Annotated in this window: 12 protein-coding genes; 6 read left to right on the forward strand and 6 right to left on the reverse strand. The window is 73.6% G+C overall.

Features of this window, described 5'->3' with window-relative positions; translation table 11 throughout:
* Positions 1-6 precede the first annotated feature (6 nt).
* Entirely contained in the window at positions 7-987 is a 981-nt protein-coding gene (locus ACRWND_RS12420; protein WP_431948768.1) for an alpha/beta fold hydrolase, read from the forward strand.
* Positions 988-1,086: 99 nt separating this feature from the next.
* Here the strand turns inward: ACRWND_RS12420 and ACRWND_RS12425 are convergent, their stop codons facing one another.
* The 3 genes from ACRWND_RS12425 to ACRWND_RS12435 all read right to left on the reverse strand — a co-directional run bounded on the left by ACRWND_RS12425 (position 1,087) and on the right by ACRWND_RS12435 (position 3,673).
* Positions 1,087-1,989, reverse strand: coding sequence for a hypothetical protein (locus ACRWND_RS12425; protein ID WP_431948769.1), 903 nt, complete (start codon positions 1,987-1,989; stop codon positions 1,087-1,089).
* Positions 1,990-2,031: 42 nt separating this feature from the next.
* Positions 2,032-3,054 (reverse strand): class I SAM-dependent methyltransferase, encoded by a 1,023-nt coding sequence (locus tag ACRWND_RS12430; protein WP_431948770.1) that lies wholly within the window; start codon positions 3,052-3,054, stop codon positions 2,032-2,034.
* 220 nt (positions 3,055-3,274) lie between these two features.
* Positions 3,275-3,673, reverse strand: coding sequence for a VOC family protein (locus ACRWND_RS12435; RefSeq protein WP_431948771.1), 399 nt, complete (start codon positions 3,671-3,673; stop codon positions 3,275-3,277).
* Positions 3,674-4,051: 378 nt separating this feature from the next.
* Here ACRWND_RS12435 and pepN point away from each other — a divergent pair, with 378 nt between their 5' ends.
* From pepN to ACRWND_RS12450, 3 genes are all read left to right on the forward strand, one after another.
* Positions 4,052-6,565, forward strand: coding sequence for an aminopeptidase N (pepN, locus tag ACRWND_RS12440; protein ID WP_431948772.1), 2,514 nt, complete (start codon positions 4,052-4,054; stop codon positions 6,563-6,565).
* A 779-nt stretch (positions 6,566-7,344) separates the two neighbouring features.
* Complete coding sequence (locus tag ACRWND_RS12445; RefSeq protein WP_431948773.1) at positions 7,345-8,730, forward strand: pyridoxal phosphate-dependent decarboxylase family protein; 1,386 nt, start codon at positions 7,345-7,347, stop codon at positions 8,728-8,730.
* Positions 8,727-10,160, forward strand: coding sequence for a lysine N(6)-hydroxylase/L-ornithine N(5)-oxygenase family protein (locus tag ACRWND_RS12450; protein WP_431948774.1), 1,434 nt, complete (start codon positions 8,727-8,729; stop codon positions 10,158-10,160). The genes ACRWND_RS12445 and ACRWND_RS12450 overlap by 4 nt, the downstream gene beginning before the upstream one ends.
* Here the strand turns inward: ACRWND_RS12450 and ACRWND_RS12455 are convergent.
* The 3 genes from ACRWND_RS12455 to ACRWND_RS12465 are packed head-to-tail and all read right to left on the reverse strand — an operon-like array spanning position 10,102 to position 13,528.
* Entirely contained in the window at positions 10,102-10,860 is a 759-nt protein-coding gene (locus tag ACRWND_RS12455) for a succinate dehydrogenase/fumarate reductase iron-sulfur subunit (protein ID WP_431948775.1), read from the reverse strand. The genes ACRWND_RS12450 and ACRWND_RS12455 overlap by 59 nt on opposite strands.
* Positions 10,857-12,791, reverse strand: coding sequence for a fumarate reductase/succinate dehydrogenase flavoprotein subunit (locus tag ACRWND_RS12460; RefSeq protein WP_431948776.1), 1,935 nt, complete (start codon positions 12,789-12,791; stop codon positions 10,857-10,859). The genes ACRWND_RS12455 and ACRWND_RS12460 overlap by 4 nt, the downstream gene beginning before the upstream one ends.
* Before the next feature lie 2 nt (positions 12,792-12,793).
* A complete protein-coding gene (locus tag ACRWND_RS12465) occupies positions 12,794-13,528 on the reverse strand; it encodes a succinate dehydrogenase cytochrome b subunit (protein ID WP_431948777.1) in 735 nt (244 codons plus the stop codon).
* 93 nt (positions 13,529-13,621) lie between these two features.
* Between ACRWND_RS12465 and ACRWND_RS12470 the strand changes: the two genes are divergently transcribed.
* Together ACRWND_RS12470 and ACRWND_RS12475 are read left to right on the forward strand one after the other, a co-directional pair.
* Entirely contained in the window at positions 13,622-14,509 is an 888-nt protein-coding gene (locus ACRWND_RS12470; RefSeq protein WP_431948778.1) for a LysR family transcriptional regulator, read from the forward strand.
* Between the two features lie 65 nt (positions 14,510-14,574).
* Positions 14,575-14,727 carry a hypothetical protein gene (locus ACRWND_RS12475; protein WP_431948779.1) on the forward strand — a complete coding sequence of 51 codons (153 nt, stop codon included), beginning with the start codon at positions 14,575-14,577 and terminating at the stop codon, positions 14,725-14,727.
* The last annotated feature ends 326 nt before the right edge of the window (positions 14,728-15,053 follow it).

Below are 15,053 nucleotides of genomic sequence, written 5' to 3' on the forward strand. Positions count from 1 at the left end.
ACCGCCATGGTGGAACACCGCACGGTCGAAGCGAACGGAATCCGGCTGCATGTCGCGGAGGAGGGCGAGGGCCCGCTCGTGCTGCTGCTGCACGGCTTCCCCGAGTGCTGGTACTCCTGGCGCCACCAGTTCGCGCCGCTCGCCGCCGCGGGCTACCGGGTGGTCGCCCCCGACCAGCGCGGCTACGGCCGCAGCGAACGGCCCGCGGCCGTCGACGCGTACACCATCCTCGACCTCGTCGGCGACGTCATCGGCCTCGTGCACGCGCTCGGCGAGAGCCAGGCCGTCGTCGTCGGGCACGACTGGGGCGCCCCCGTCGCCTGGCACACCGCGCTGCTGCGGCCCGACGTCGTCCGCGCCGTCGCCGGCCTCAGCGTCCCGCCGACCCCGCGCAGCGGCGACGCGCCTCCGCTGCGGTCCATGCGGGAGCTGTACGACGGCCGCTTCTACTGGAACTACTTCGAGCGGCCCGGGGTCGCCGACGCCGAGTTCGCCGCCGACCCGCGCCGCACCTTCCGCCACGTCCTCTACGGCGCCTCCGGCGACAACCCCGCCAACGACCCGGTCCCGGCGCAGCCCCTCGTCCCGCCCGGCGGCGGCTTCCTCGACATGGGCGAGGACCCCGGCGAGCTCCCCGGGTGGCTCACCGAGGAGGACCTGGACGCCTACACCGCCGAGTACGCCGAGGCGGGCTTCACCGGAGGGCTCAACTGGTACCGCAACCTCGACCTCAACTGGCGGCTGACCGCCCCCTGGGCCGGTGCCGCCCTGCGGGTGCCGGCGCTCTACGTCACCGGCGACCGCGACCTCGTCTACGGATTCCCGGGGATGTCCGAGCTGATCCCGGCGTTGCGGAAGCTCCACCCCACGCTGCGCGAACCGGTGGTGCTGCCCGGGTGCGGCCACTGGACCCAGCAGGAGCGCCCGGCGGAGGTCGACGCCGCGCTGCTGGACTTCCTGCGGGAGGCGGCGCCGGCCACGGGCTGACGAGCCATCCACGGGCCGACCACGGGCTGATCACGAGCCCGGCGCGCGGGGCGGAGGCGTGCGGAGCAGGGGTCCGGGGGCCCGCGCAGGTGTGCCGGATCAGGTGTCGCACTCCAGCACCGTGCGGCACAGCCCGCACCGCGCCCTCAGCCGTCCCCGCACCGGGACCCGGATCCGCTGCCGGCACGTGGGGCAGGGGAAGGAGACCCGCTGGGGCTCACCGCCCTCGAAGGCGTATCCGGCCGCCGGATACGCGCCGCCGCGCCGCCGGTCGTGGGCGTACCGGCGGTGCTCCGCCCAGCCGCAGCCGGCCATCGGCGGATGACGAAGGTCGGCTGCGGCGACGCGCAGGCCGGCCCGGTAGGCCTCCCGGGCCCACGGGCTGGTGAGCCACGGCTCGATGTCGTCGCCGAAGGCCTGTGCCCGCTTGGCCAGGACGTAGCCGAACTCCTCTGGTGTGAGATAGCCCAGTTTGGAGGCGGTAGTGGTCAGCCGCTCCCCGCGCAGCGCCGGCTGTTCGCGGTAGGAGTCCAGCAGCAGCCAGCCCGCGCCCAGGTAGGTCGTGGCGGTGTCCGTCAGGATCTCGTTCTCCCGCGCCCCGGGGCACTCCAGGCCGAGCCGGTGCAGATAGACGTGCATGACCTCGTGCGCCAGCACCGCGCCCACGTCGCGCCGGTCCTCCCGGAAGCGGGCGTGCAACTCCACGAAGTATTCCGGCCCCGCGGCCAGTTCAACACTGCCCGCGTGCACCATCTCGCGGAAGCTGACCACCATGCGGGCCTGCGGCAACCGGAAGTGCTCCACGATGGCCCGGGCCACCCGCTGGGCTCCCAGGTGCAGGTCCTCGTCCGCGGGGAACGCCACCGCCTCCGGGCGGACGCTCGCCGGGAAGCGGCTCACCGTGTCGTACGACAGCCGCCGGTAGAGCGCGGTCAGGGCGCCCCGCACCTGCTCCAGGTGCGGGAAGCCGTGCTCGACCGGAAGGGACGACGGCTCGGTCACGGCGCCTCCCCGAGCGCAGATGACGCGTACGACCCTTCGAGCCTACGCGTCGACCCAGGCCGTTGTCGCCGTGCGCTCCGGCCCCGTGCCGCTCGCCGCACCGGCCACCGGCACGCCCAGCGCGGCCAGCCGCTCGGCGGCGGTCGGCGCATTGCCGCCCTCCGCCTGGTAGACGCTGAGCAGCAGCCGCCCGCCCGGCTCCACCAATTCCGCCAGCAGCCTGCCGACCAGGTCGCCCAGCCGGTGCCCGGGCACGCAGTCGGCGAGGGCGTGCACGAAGGTGAACCGGCTGCCGTCCGCAGGCCGCCAGTCCAGCGCGTTGCCCACCGATACCCGGTCCGCCCACCGGGGTAGCCGGCACCGCGCCACCTCCACCAGCCGCGGTGCGAAGTCCACACCGTAGGGCTCGACCACCCGTCCCCGCTCGGCCGCCCACCGCCGAACCGACTCCATCAGCAACCCGTTGGCGCAGCCCACGTCCAGGAAGGTGCCGTCCTTGTGCAGCGCGTCGACCACCATCGAGCGCCGCGCCCGCCACTGGCCCGGCCCCCCGCCGAAGCCCGATCCGCCCTCGGGCGTGGTCGCGCGCAGGTAGGCGGGCTCCAGCAGGCGCAGGGTGCCGGCGAAGTACGAGGAGTCGTCCTGCTCCCGGAAGGAGCGTGCCGCGTCCCGCACGGCACGCCGCTCCGGGCCGTGGGGGAGCAGACCCGCGATCGTCTCGGCGTCGGCCACGACCAGGTCGGCGTCGGCGGCGTGCGGCCGCCGGCCCCGGTAGCGGTCGCCGTCCAACCAGGCGAAGAGCCGCTGACGCTCCGCGTCCCAGGCGAAGGGGTGCACACGCTGCCGGTAGTAGCCGGCGGTCTCGAGCGGGACCCGGGCGGCGGTGTCGAGGCCCCAGTCCTCACCCGGCAGCACCTCGCCGGACGGCAGGCGTACCACCCCGTCCCGGCCGCGCACCGCGCCGACCCCGCCGCCCGGCAGGAACGGCACGAAAGTGACGTGGCGCACCGACGCGGGGTCCGGGTCCCGCTCAAGCAACTCGTACGCCGTCCGCCCCGCGTCCATGCCGGCCCCCTTCGGTCGTGATCGATCGCGCAGGCCCGATCCGGACGGCTCGCGACGCCGTCGCTTCGGGCGCCGGCATGCGACCCACCGTACAAGTGGCCACCGACAACGGGCTGCGGCCTTCCTCCGGGGCCGGCCGATCCTCCCCCCGACCGGCGGCCCCGCGAGAGGGCCGCGAGAGGGCCGCGCGGGAGCCGGCGCGGACCCCGCCGGCCGCCGCTCATCCCGCGACGGCCGGCTCCGCACTCTGCCCGTAGCAGAGGCAGAACGGGTGCCCGGCCGGGTCGGCGAAGACCCGGAAGCCGCTGCGCTTGCCGCCGCTGTCGTGCAGGAAGGTGGCGCCGAGGGCCAGGACCTCCTCGTGGGCCCGCTCCACATCGGCGCGGGTGGGGACCTCGAAGTCCAGGTGGACCTGCTGGGGGTGCTCCGGGTCGGGCCAGCGCGGCGGCCGGTGGACGGGCACCTGCTGGAAGGCGATCCGGGTCCCGTCCGGGGTCCGCAAATCCACCCACGAGGGGTCAGCGGTGTCCAGGTCCCCGCCGAGGATGCCGTGGTAGAAGGCGCCCAGTGTGGACGGGTCAAGGCAGTCGATCACAGTGCACTGCAGGGTGGCGATCATCCGCCGAGCCTGCCCGGTCTCCCCCTCCGGCGGCAAGGACCGGCTCCGGAACCCCTCCTTCCGGTCGACACCAAGCCGCTCTGGCGCAGGGGACCGGCATATCGGACAGCGGTAGCCCCGCACTGGCAACGCCAACTCCGGCACCCCGGCTTCGTACGGCGGGGACACGCGACCGGCGTCGCCGTCCGCCGCTCGACGCGCGCGGGGCGTCCGCGCCCCCCACGCGAGACACCCTGGCCCGTTCGACTCCGCCGGCGGCGCCCACGGACCCACCCCGGCCCGGCTGCGCGCCATCCCCAGCCGCCTGCTCGCGGGGCTGCGGTCGTCGATGCGGAGCCCCCCGTACGCCGGGGGAGGGAGATGAGGCAGCATGAGCGCATGCCTGCTCTCACCCGTGCCGAGGCCGAGATCCGCGCACGCCGGATCTCCGTACAGCACTACACCGTCGACCTGGACCTCACCCGTGGCGACGAGGTGTTCGGATCGACCACCGTCATCCGCTTCACCGCCCTGACCGACGGCGACACCTTCGTCGAGCTGAAGCCCGCCGCTCTGCACAGCGCCGTCCTGGACGGGCGGCCGCTCGACGTCGCCGCCCTGGACGACAACCGGCTGCCGCTTCGCGGTCTGCCGGCCGGGCCGCACGAGCTGCGGGTCGAGGCCGACATGCGGTACTCCCGCACCGGTGAGGGCATGCACCGCTTCACCGACCCCGCCGACGGCGAGACGTATCTGTACACCCAGCTCTTCCTTGACGACGTGCAGCGCGTCATCGCCGCCTTCGACCAGCCCGACCTCAAGGCCGTCTTCGAGGTCACCGTGACCGCGCCCCCGGCATGGACCGTCCTCGGCAACGGCGTCGCCGAGCGCACCGGGGAGGCCGAAGGCCGCTGGCGCGTGGCGCCGACCCCCCCGATCAGCACCTACCTGCTCGCCGTCGCCGCCGGTCCCTGGCACTCGGTGCGCACGGAGCACGCGGGCCTGCCCTTCGGGCTGCACTGCCGCCGCTCCCTCGCCCCGCACCTGGACGCCGACGCCGAGGAGCTCCTCGACATCACCCGGCGCTGCTACGACCGCTACCACGAGCTGTTCGAGGAGCCGTACCCCTTCGACTCCTACGACCAGGCTTTTGTGCCCGAGTTCAACGCGGGCGCGATGGAGAACCCCGGTCTGGTCACCTTCCGCGACGAGATGGTCTTCCGCTCCGCCGTCACCGACACCGAGCGGCAGAGCCGCGGCATGGTCGTCGCCCACGAGATGGCCCACATGTGGTTCGGCGACCTCGTCACCCTGCGCTGGTGGGACGACATCTGGCTCAACGAGTCCTTCGCCGAGTACATGGGCTACCAGGTGCTCTCCGAGGCCACCCGCTTCAGCGGCGCGTGGACCGACTTCGCCGTCGCGCGCAAGGGCTGGGGCTACGACGCCGACCAGCGTCCCTCCACCCACCCCGTCGCCCCCGCCCCGGAGGCCGTCCCCGACACCGCGTCGGCGCTGCTCAACTTCGACGGCATCTCCTACGCCAAGGGCGCCTCCGCGCTGCGTCAGCTGGTCACCTGGCTCGGCCGCAAGGAGTTCCTCGCCGGCATCAACGACCACTTCGCGCGGCACCGCTTCGGCAACGCGGCCCTTTCCGACTTCATCGACTCCCTCGCCCGCAACACCGACCGGGACGTCCACGCCTGGGCCGACCGCTGGCTGCGCACGACCGGCGTCGACAGGCTCACCCCGGTCCCCGTGGACGGTGAAGGCGACGATGACGGAGGCTGGCGGCTCGACGTGACGCGTGAGGGCAGCCGCCCGCACCGCATCGCCGTCGCCGCGTACGACCGGGCCGGCGCCGACCCGGCGCGACTGGTGCTGCGCGAACGCTTCGAGACCGACGTCCCCGCGGACGGCGGGACGCCGGAGGTACGTCCCGGCCGCCGCCCTGACCTGGTGCTCCTCAACGACCAGGACCTGACCTACGCCAAGATCCGCTTCGACGCGCGGTCCTGGGAGACCCTGACCGCCGCGCTGAGCGGGCTGCCGGACCCGCTCAGCCGCGCCCTGGTGTGGAACGCCGCCCGCGACCTCGTCCGCGACGGCGAACTCCCGCCCGCGGCCTACCTCGACCTCGCCCGGGCCCACCTGGCGGACGAGACCGACATCGCCGTCGTCCGGGGCGTGCTCACCTTCGCCCGCGGGCAGCTCGCCGACCGGTACCTCCCGGCCGCCGAACGTCCCGGCGCGCTCGCCACCTTGGAGGCGCTCGCCCGCGACCTGCTCACCCGCGAGGACCCCGGACTGCGGCTGACCGCGGCCCGCCAGCTCATCGGCTCCACCGCCGACACCGGCTCGCTGCGCGGCTGGCTCACCGAGGGCACCCTGCCCGGCGGACCCGTGCTCGACCCCGAGCTGCGCTGGCAGATCCTCACCCGGCTCAGCGTGCTGGGCGCGGCATCGGCCGAGGACATCGCCGCCGAACTGGACGCCGACCCCAGCGCCACCGGCCAGGAGGCAGCCGCCCGCTGCCGGGCCGCGCTGCCCGACCCGCAGGCGAAGCGGGACGCGTGGGCCCTGATGTTCGACGGCGACACCCTGTCCAACTACCTCTTCAACGCCACCGCCCAGGGCTTCTGGCAGCCCGAACAGCTCGACCTCGTCCGGGAGTACGTACCCCGCTACTTCCCCGCCGCGGTGGCGGTCGCGGCCCGCCGCGGCCCGGCTCTGGGCGAAGCCGCCGGCCGCCATGCCTTCCCCGCCGCGGTCGTCGAGCCCCAGGTGCTCGACCTCGGCGAGGAATGCCTGCGCACCGGCGCATCCGAGCCCGCCCCCACCCCCGCCCTGCGCCGCAGCCTCGCCGACCAGCTCGACGACCTGCGCCGCGCCCTGCACGTCCGGACCGCCTGACCGGGCGGTCCCCGAAGGCCCGTGCCGGCACGGCCGGTTGCTCCGTCGGCTCGTCGTCGGCGGGGCACGCCGGACGCGGGGCCGCGGCCGGTGCGCCGGGTGCGGCGGGTGCGTTGCACCTCGCCGGCGCGGGCCTGGCCCGGGGCCGTCTCGGGAGCACCGCCGAGTACGCCAGTGCGTCGCATGCTCAAGGACGTGCCCGGGCACGAGCGCCCGGCGCGGCGGCGGGCAGCCCTGTCCACGCGGCGCCGGAGTCCAGCGTCATGCCGCGCCGCTGTTCCCGCGCTCAGCGGTCGGGCTCCCTCCCTGTCAGGGCCCGCAGCCGCGCGGACTTGCCGTGGTCTGCGTGCCCGGCGGTGGCGGCGACGTGCATGGCAAGCCTCCGTCCCCGGCAGGACGCCGGCCCGACGCACGGCGACCGCCGTCTCCTCGTCTGCTTCTTCGGCACGGCCCGCAGATACAGCAGCCGCCGGCCGTCATCCACCGGGCCGGCACCGCCGGCTCGGCCCCCCGCAGCAGGACCGCGAGACCCGCGCGCAGCGACACGGAACGGCGCTCGGCAGGGTGACGGCCGGCGCCCGAGCACGAGCGAGAGGGCGTGCGCCAGGCGTGTGGGGCACCGCGTGGGCGGCGCTGCGGCGTGAGGGCTGTTCGCGGGTGCGCCGGGGCGGCGACCCGATCGGGGTGCGGGGGCAACACCCGAGGTGGGGGAGCGTCGTTACGCAGGTCGCCCAGCGCGCACGCGCCGGTGATCCGCAACAACGGAGGGCGCCGACTCCATGCCACCCCATCTCGCCGGTGGAAGTGAAGGGCCGGACCGGCTGCGCCCGTTGGTCGAGGTCGTACTCGACGCACTCGCGGCAGGAGCGGCCGCCCGCAAGGGGCCGCTTCCCGCCGGTGGCCCCGGCGCGGTGGCACGGCGGGTCGGCCATGTGCTGGGGAAGGTCCTGCCGGAGGACGGGAGCGGGGCGGCGGAGGCGCTGTGCGCGCTGGTCTCGGTCGTCGCCGAGGGCGCGGCCGACCCGGCGGACCCTTTGTGCGCCGCCCATCTGCACTGCCCGCCCCTGGGCGAGGCCGTGGCGGCCGACCTTGCCGCGAGCGCGCTCAACCCGTCGATGGACTCGTGGGACCAGGCCCCGGCGGCGACCGCGCTGGAGACGGAGGTCACCCGCGCCCTGGCCCGTCTCGTCCACCCCGATGCGGTGGCGCCGGACGCGCTCGTCACGACCGGCGGCACCGAGTCCAACCAGATCGCGCTCCTGCTGGCCCGGGAGGGCGCCCCGGACGTACGGGTCGTCGCCGGGGCCAACGCGCACCACAGCGTGCCGCGTGCCGCCTGGCTGCTCGGAATGCGGCCCCCCGTCCTCGTGGACACCCCCCGCGGCCTGCTCGACCCCGAGCGCGTGCGGGCCGTTCTCGCCGCGGACGACCGCCCGGCCCTGCTCGTCGCCACCGCGGGGACCACGGACACCGGTGACATCGACCCCCTGCCCGAACTCGCCCGCACCGCCCGCGAGCACGGCGCGCGCCTGCACATCGACGCCGCGTACGGCGGGCCGCTGCTGTTCAGCGACCGGGAGGCGCCGCGGCTCGCCGGTCTGCGGGAGGCCGACACCGTCACCCTCGACCTGCACAAGCTGGGCTGGCAGCCCGTGGCGGCCGGGGTGCTCGCGGTGCGGGAGGCCGCGCTGCTGCACCCGCTGGAGCACCGCGCCGACTACCTGAACGCCGCCGACGACACCGAGGCCGGTCTCCCCGACCTGCTCGGCCGCTCGCTGCGCACCTCCCGCCGCCCCGACGTGCTCAAGATCGCCGTCACGCTGCGCGCCCTGGGACGCCGCGGCCTGGGCGGGCTCGTGGAGGCGGTCTGCGACCGGGCACGGCAGCTCGCGGAGCTCGTCAAACGACATCCCGCACTGACCCTGCGGGCCCGCCCGGCCATCAGCACCGTGCTGTTCCGCCCCATCGGCGCCGGCGACGAGGAGGTCGCCGTCCTCCGCCGCCGGCTCATGCTCGACGGCCGCGCCGTCCTCGGCCGGGCCCGCGCCGACGGACGGCTCTGGCTCAAGGTCACCCTGCTCAATCCGGCGACCACACAAGAGGACCTCCAGGCCCTGCTCACGCTCGTCTGCACGACCCACCAGGAAGGCAGCACCCCCCGATGAACACGATCGACGACCACGACTCCCACCAGGACCAGCCCTTCGACCTGCTCGGCATCGGCATCGGCCCGTGCAATCTGTCCCTGGCCGCCCTCGCCGACGGTGTCCCGTATCTCAGCGCGGCCTTCTACGAGCAGGAGTGCTCCTTCCGCTGGCACCCGGGGCTGATGCTCGACGACGCCACCCTCCAAGTGCCGTTCCTCGCCGACCTGGTGAGCCTCGTCGACCCCACGAGCCGGTGGAGCTACCTGAACTACCTCAGGACCCGCGAGCGGCTCTTCCCGTTCTACTTCGCCGAACGCTTCCACACACACCGCGCCGAATACGACGCCTACTGCCGATGGGTCGCCGAGTCGCTGCCCAGCACCTGCTTCGGCCACCAGGTCGACACCGTCCGCTGGAACGCCCGGCGCGCCGTCTTCGAGGTGGACCACACGCGGCTGGATTCCGACGGCCAGGCCGAGGCCCTCGGACGTACGTACGCCCGCAACCTCGTCCTCGGCGTCGGAAGCGCGCCCTATGTGCCGGAACCGCTGCGGCCGCTCGCCGAGGCGCCCGCCGTCCCCGTCGTGCACTCGGCCCACTACCTGGAGCACCGCGACCGGCTGCTGGCCGCCGAGCACGTCACCGTCGTCGGCTCCGGGCAGTCCGGCGCAGAGGTCTTCCTCGACCTGCTGCGCGCCCGGCCCGTCGGGCGCGAACGGCTGACGTGGATCGCCCGCAGCCCCGCGTTCGCCCCGATGGAGTACAGCAAGCTCGGCCTCGAGCAGTTCACCCCCGACTACACGCGCTACTTCCACGGGCTGTCCGAGCCGGTTCGCGACAACCTCCTGCCCCGCCAGTGGCAGCTGCACCGGGCCATCGACCACGGCACGATCGGCGCCGTCCACGACGAGCTGTACCGCCGCACCGTGGGCGGCGGCTGGCCGGACGCCGTCCTCACCCCCGGCGTGACGGTCCGCACGGCCGGCCGCAGGGGCATGGGCGCCGTCGAACTCCATCTGGAGCACGAGCAGCAGGGCGCCCGCAGCAGCCTCATCACCAACGCGGTCGTCCTCGCCACCGGCTACCGCGAGCGCTCCCTCGACGCGCTGCTCGCCCCGATCGACGGGTACATCGCCCGCGACGCGTCCGGCCGTCCCGTCATCGACGAGTGCCATCGGCTCGAGCTGGACCCGGTCGTCGCCGGCACCGGCGCGGCCGTCCACGTGCAGAACGCCGAGCGCCACACCCATGGTGTCGGGGCCCCGGATCTGGGGCTCGCGGCCTGGCGCTCGGCGGTCGTGCTCAACGCCGTGACCGGCAAGGAGCCCTATCCGCTGCCCTCCCGCACGGCCTTCACGACCTTCGGGCTCAGCGCGGCCACCAATCCGGTCAGCCCCTGGACCGCGACCGCTCCTTCCGCAAGGCCCGCAGGTATTCGCGGTTCATAGCCGCGATCGACGGCAGCGGGATGCCCTTGGGGCAGGCCGTCGCGCACTCCCCGGTGTTGGTGCAGCCGCCGAAGCCCTCGTCGTCCACGGCCGCGACCATGTCCAGCACCCGGGTCTCGCGTTCGGGCTGCCCCTGGGGCAGCACATTGAGGTGGTTGACCTTGGCCGAGGTGAACAGCATCGCCGAGCCGTTGGGGCAGGCCGCCACGCACGCGCCGCAGCCGATGCACTCCGCGTGCTCGAAGGCGACGTCGGCGGCCTCCTTCGGGACGGGCGTGGCGTGCGCCTCCGGCGCGCTGCCCGTCGGCACGCTGATGTAGCCGCCGGCCTGGATCACCCGGTCGAAGGCCGACCGGTCGACGACCAGGTCCTTGACGACCGGGAAGGCGGCGGCCCGCCACGGTTCGACGTCGATGGTGTCGCCGTCCTGGAAGTGCCGCATGTGCAGCTGGCAGGTGGTGGTCCGCTCCGGGCCGTGCGCCTGCCCGTTGATGACCATGCCGCAGGCGCCGCAGATGCCCTCGCGGCAGTCGTGGTCGAAGGCGACGGGCTCGTCGCCCGCGAGGATCAGCTCCTCGTTGAGGACGTCGAGCATCTCGAGGAACGACATGTCGGGACTGATGTCCTCGACGCGGTAGGTCACCATGGCGCCGTCGTCCTCGGCGGACGGCTGGCGCCAGATGCGCAGGGTGAGGTTCACGCGTAGCTCCGCTGGGTGGGGTGTACGTACTCGAAGTCGAGGGCCTCCTTGTGGAGCACCGGGGCCTCGCCCGCGCCGGTGAACTCCCAGGCCGCCGCATAGGAGAAGGCCTCGTCGTCGCGGAGCGCCTCGCCGTCCGGGGTCTGGCTCTCCTCGCGGAAGTGGCCGCCGCAGGACTCGGTGCGGTGCAGGGCGTCCAGGCACATCAGCTCGGCGAGTTCGAGGAAGTCCGCGACCCGGTTGGCCTTCTCCAGCGCCTGGTTGAGCGCCTCGCCGCTGCCCGGCACCTTCACCCGGCGCCAGAACTCCTCGCGCAGCTCCGGGATCCGCTCCAGCGCCTTGCGCAGCCCCGCCTCGTTGCGGGCCATGCCGCACTCGTCCCACAGCAGCTCCCCGAGCTCGCGGTGGAACGAGTCCGGGGTACGGTCGCCGTCCACGGCGAGCAGCAGGTTCAGCCGGTCCTCGACATCGGCGACGGCCTCGGCGACCGCGGGGTGGTCCGGCGCCACGGGGTCGTGCGGGCCGCGCGCCAGGTAGTCGTTGATCGTGGCCGGGAGCACGAAGTAGCCGTCGGCCAGTCCCTGCATCAGGGCGCTGGCGCCGAGGCGGTTCGCGCCGTGGTCGGAGAAGTTGGCCTCGCCGATGGCGAACAGGCCGGGCACGGTGGTCTGCAGGTCGTAGTCCACCCACAGGCCGCCCATCGTGTAGTGCACGGCGGGGTAGATCCGCATGGGCCGGGTGTACGGGTCCTCCGCGGTGATCCGCTCGTACATCTCGAAGAGGTTGCCGTACTTCTCCTCCACCTTGGCGCGGCCCATGCGCGCGATCGCGTCGGCGAAGTCCAGGTAGACGCCCTGGCCGCCGGGGCCGACGCCGCGGCCCTCGTCGCAGACGTTCTTGGCGGCGCGGGAGGCGATGTCGCGGGGCACCAGGTTGCCGAAGGAGGGGTAGATCCGCTCCAGGTAGTAGTCCCGCTCGTCCTCGGGGATCTCGTGCGGCGGACGGGTGTCGCCCTCGGCCTTCGGCACCCAGATGCGGCCGTCGTTGCGCAGCGACTCGCTCATCAGCGTCAGCTTCGACTGGTGGTCGCCGGAGCGCGGGATGCAGGTCGGGTGGATCTGGGTGAAGCACGGGTTGGCGAAGTACGCGCCGCGCCGGTGCGCCCGCCAGATCGCGGTGGCGTTGGAGCCCTTGGCGTTGGTCGACAGATAGAAGACGTTTCCGTAGCCGCCGGTGGCCAGCACCACGGCGTCGCCCATGTGCACCGACACCTCGCCCGTCACCAGATCGCGGGCGACGATGCCGCGGGCCCTGCCGTCCACCACGATCAGGTCGAGCATCTCGGTGCGCGGGTGCAGTTCCACGTTGCCCGCGTCGATCTGCCGGGACAGCGCCTGGTAGGCGCCGAGCAGCAGTTGCTGCCCCGTCTGGCCGCGGGCGTAGAAGGTCCGGGAGACCTGGACGCCGCCGAAGGAACGGGTGTCGAGCAGCCCGCCGTACTCGCGGGCGAAGGGCACGCCCTGCGCCACGCACTGGTCGATGATCTGCACCGACACCTCGGCGAGCCGGTGCACGTTGGACTCGCGGGCGCGGAAGTCGCCGCCCTTGACGGTGTCGTAGAACAGGCGGTGCACGCTGTCGCCGTCGTTGCGGTAGTTCTTCGCGGCGTTGATGCCGCCCTGAGCGGCGATGGAGTGCGCCCGGCGCGGTGAGTCCTGGTAGCAGAACTGCACGACGTGGTAGCCCTGCTCCGCGAGCGTCGCCCCCGCGGAGCCGCCCGCCAGCCCGGTGCCGACCACGATCACCGTGTGCTTGCGGCGGTTGGCCGGATTGACCAGTTTCGCCTCGAATCTGCGGCGGTCCCAGCGCTCCGCGATCGGCGCGTCCGGCGCCTTGGTGTCGGCGATCGGCTCGCCCAGTCGGTAGTCCATGGTCACTCCACCCATCCGGTCATCACGGCGACGGGTACGACGAGGAAGCCCGCCGTCAGCGAGGCCGCCAGCACGTTCGCCGTGATCTTCAGCGCGCGGTCGCGGCGCTTGTTCACCGCCCCCAGGGTCTGCGCGGCGCTCCAGAAGCCGTGCCTGATGTGCAGGCCGAGGGCGAGCATCGCGACGATGTAGACGACGTTCACCCACCAGATCCGGAAGTCGGCCACGATGTTCTCGTAGGGGTGGTGCTCCTTGCCCAGCGGGTTCACGGTGAGCATGGTCAGGTCGAGGATGTGCCAGACGATGTAGAGCCCGAGGATCACACCGCCCCAGCGCATCGTGCGGGTCGCGTAGCTGGCCCGCTGCCTCTTGTGCTCGTACTTCGCCGGGCGCGCCCTGATGTCGCGTCGGCTGAGCTGGTAGGCGGCGACACCGTGCAGCACCACGGCGACGACGAGACCGGTGCGCTGGATGTACAGGTACCAACTGTTGTGCAGGGCGGGCTCGCCGATGGTGCGCAGCCACGCCGCGTACCCGTTGAACTCCTCCGGGCCGAAGAAGATCTTCAGGTTTCCCAGCATGTGGGCGACCAGGAACAGCAGCATGATCACGCCGGTCCCGGCCATGACCGCCTTCTTGCCCACGGTCGAGCCCCACAGTGCCCCAAGGAGCGACGGACGGCGGCCTGGTGCCGTCGTCCTCTCCGTCTCCTTCGTCCTCGTCGTCGCCACAGCCATACGCCTGACGCTAGGCGGACCTGCGACGACAGGTCCAAGACATGTTCCAGCTTGTTTCGATAGGACACGCCTATCCGGGGTTATGGTGCGGCTATGCAGCTGCAGCAACTCGTGTACTTCCTCGCGGTCGCCGACACCCGGCACTTCACCCGCGCCGCCGAGCGCGTCCACGTCGCGCAGCCCTCGCTCTCGCAGCAGATCAAGGCCCTGGAGCGAGAGCTCGGGGCGAGCCTGTTCAGCCGCGCCCGCGGCAACATCGCCCTGACCGACGCCGGCGAGGCCCTGCTGCCGCTGGCGCGCCGCATCATCGCCGACACCGAGACCGCCACCCAGGAGGTCCAGGAACTGGTGCACCTGCGCCGCGGCCGGGTGCGCCTGGGCGCCACCCCCAGCCTCGCCACCGGCCTGCTGCCCGACGTGCTGCGCGACTTCCACGACCGCTACCCCGGCATCCGGCTGGTCGTCGAGCAGGGCGGCTCACGCGACCTGGTGCGCGAGCTGGCCTCCGGAAGCCTCGACCTCGCCCTGATCGTCCTGCCGCTGCAGAGCCACGACCCGGCTCTGGACGCCACACCGCTGCTCCACGAGGACCTGGTGGTGGTGACCGCCGTGGACGGGCCGCCCCCCTGCGAGGGCCCCGCCATCCGGATCGGCGACCTCAGGGACCGGCCGCTGGTGATGTTCCGCAGCGGCTACGACCTGCGCGACCTCACCGTCGCCGCGTGCCGGGCGGCCGGCTTCGAGCCGCGGTTCGCGATCGAGGGCGGCGAGATGGACGCCGTCCTGGGCTTCGTCGAGGCCGGACTCGGGCCCGCGGTCGTCCCCGGCATGGTGGCCGGACGCCGCCCCCGGCTGCGCACGACCCCCTTCGAGGCCCCAGGGCTGCAGCGCACGGTCGCCCTGGCGCACCGCAAGGACGTCGAACCCCCGCGCGCCGCCCGGGAGCTGCGCCGTGTGCTGCTGGAACACGTGCCCGTCTGAGCCCGCCGCGCGCGCCCGGCCTGCACGGCGTCCGCGCCCGCGGCCCGCGGCACGCCGGAGGCCATGTGCGCGCCCCGCACCTGGCCTCCTCCCGCACCGGCGACTGCCGGCGCCCGCAGGCGCGGCTCCAGAAGACCGGCACGCCGCCGCTGGTCAGCCTCCAGTCCTGCGCGGCGAAGCGCGCAGGGTCGACGGAGCCGTTCCGCACCACGTGCTGATGGTGTTCCGGATCTCCTCGGAGTGCGCCCACACCCGCGGCGCCGAGGCGGCGGCGGGGAAGTCGCCGCCGCCGTTGGCCCGGTCGTGGTGGACGTGCCGGCACGAAGCGGGCCGACTCGTCGATCGGTGCGCCCTGGAAGAGCACGTGCGGCAGCCGGGAACCGGCGGGGCGGGAGATGCCGATGTCATAGGTGACGCCGCCGACCACGTCGTCGTTGTAGTCGGCGTGCCGCCCGTGTTCGTCAGCTTCGCGACGCCGACGGGAGCGTCGGGCGCTGTCTGCGCGGAGTCGTTCGCGGAGAGGGAGATGTACGCCTTGACCCGG

The organism is Actinacidiphila sp. bgisy167, from assembly GCF_965342175.1.
Taxonomy (GTDB): Bacteria; Actinomycetota; Actinomycetes; order Streptomycetales; family Streptomycetaceae; genus Actinacidiphila.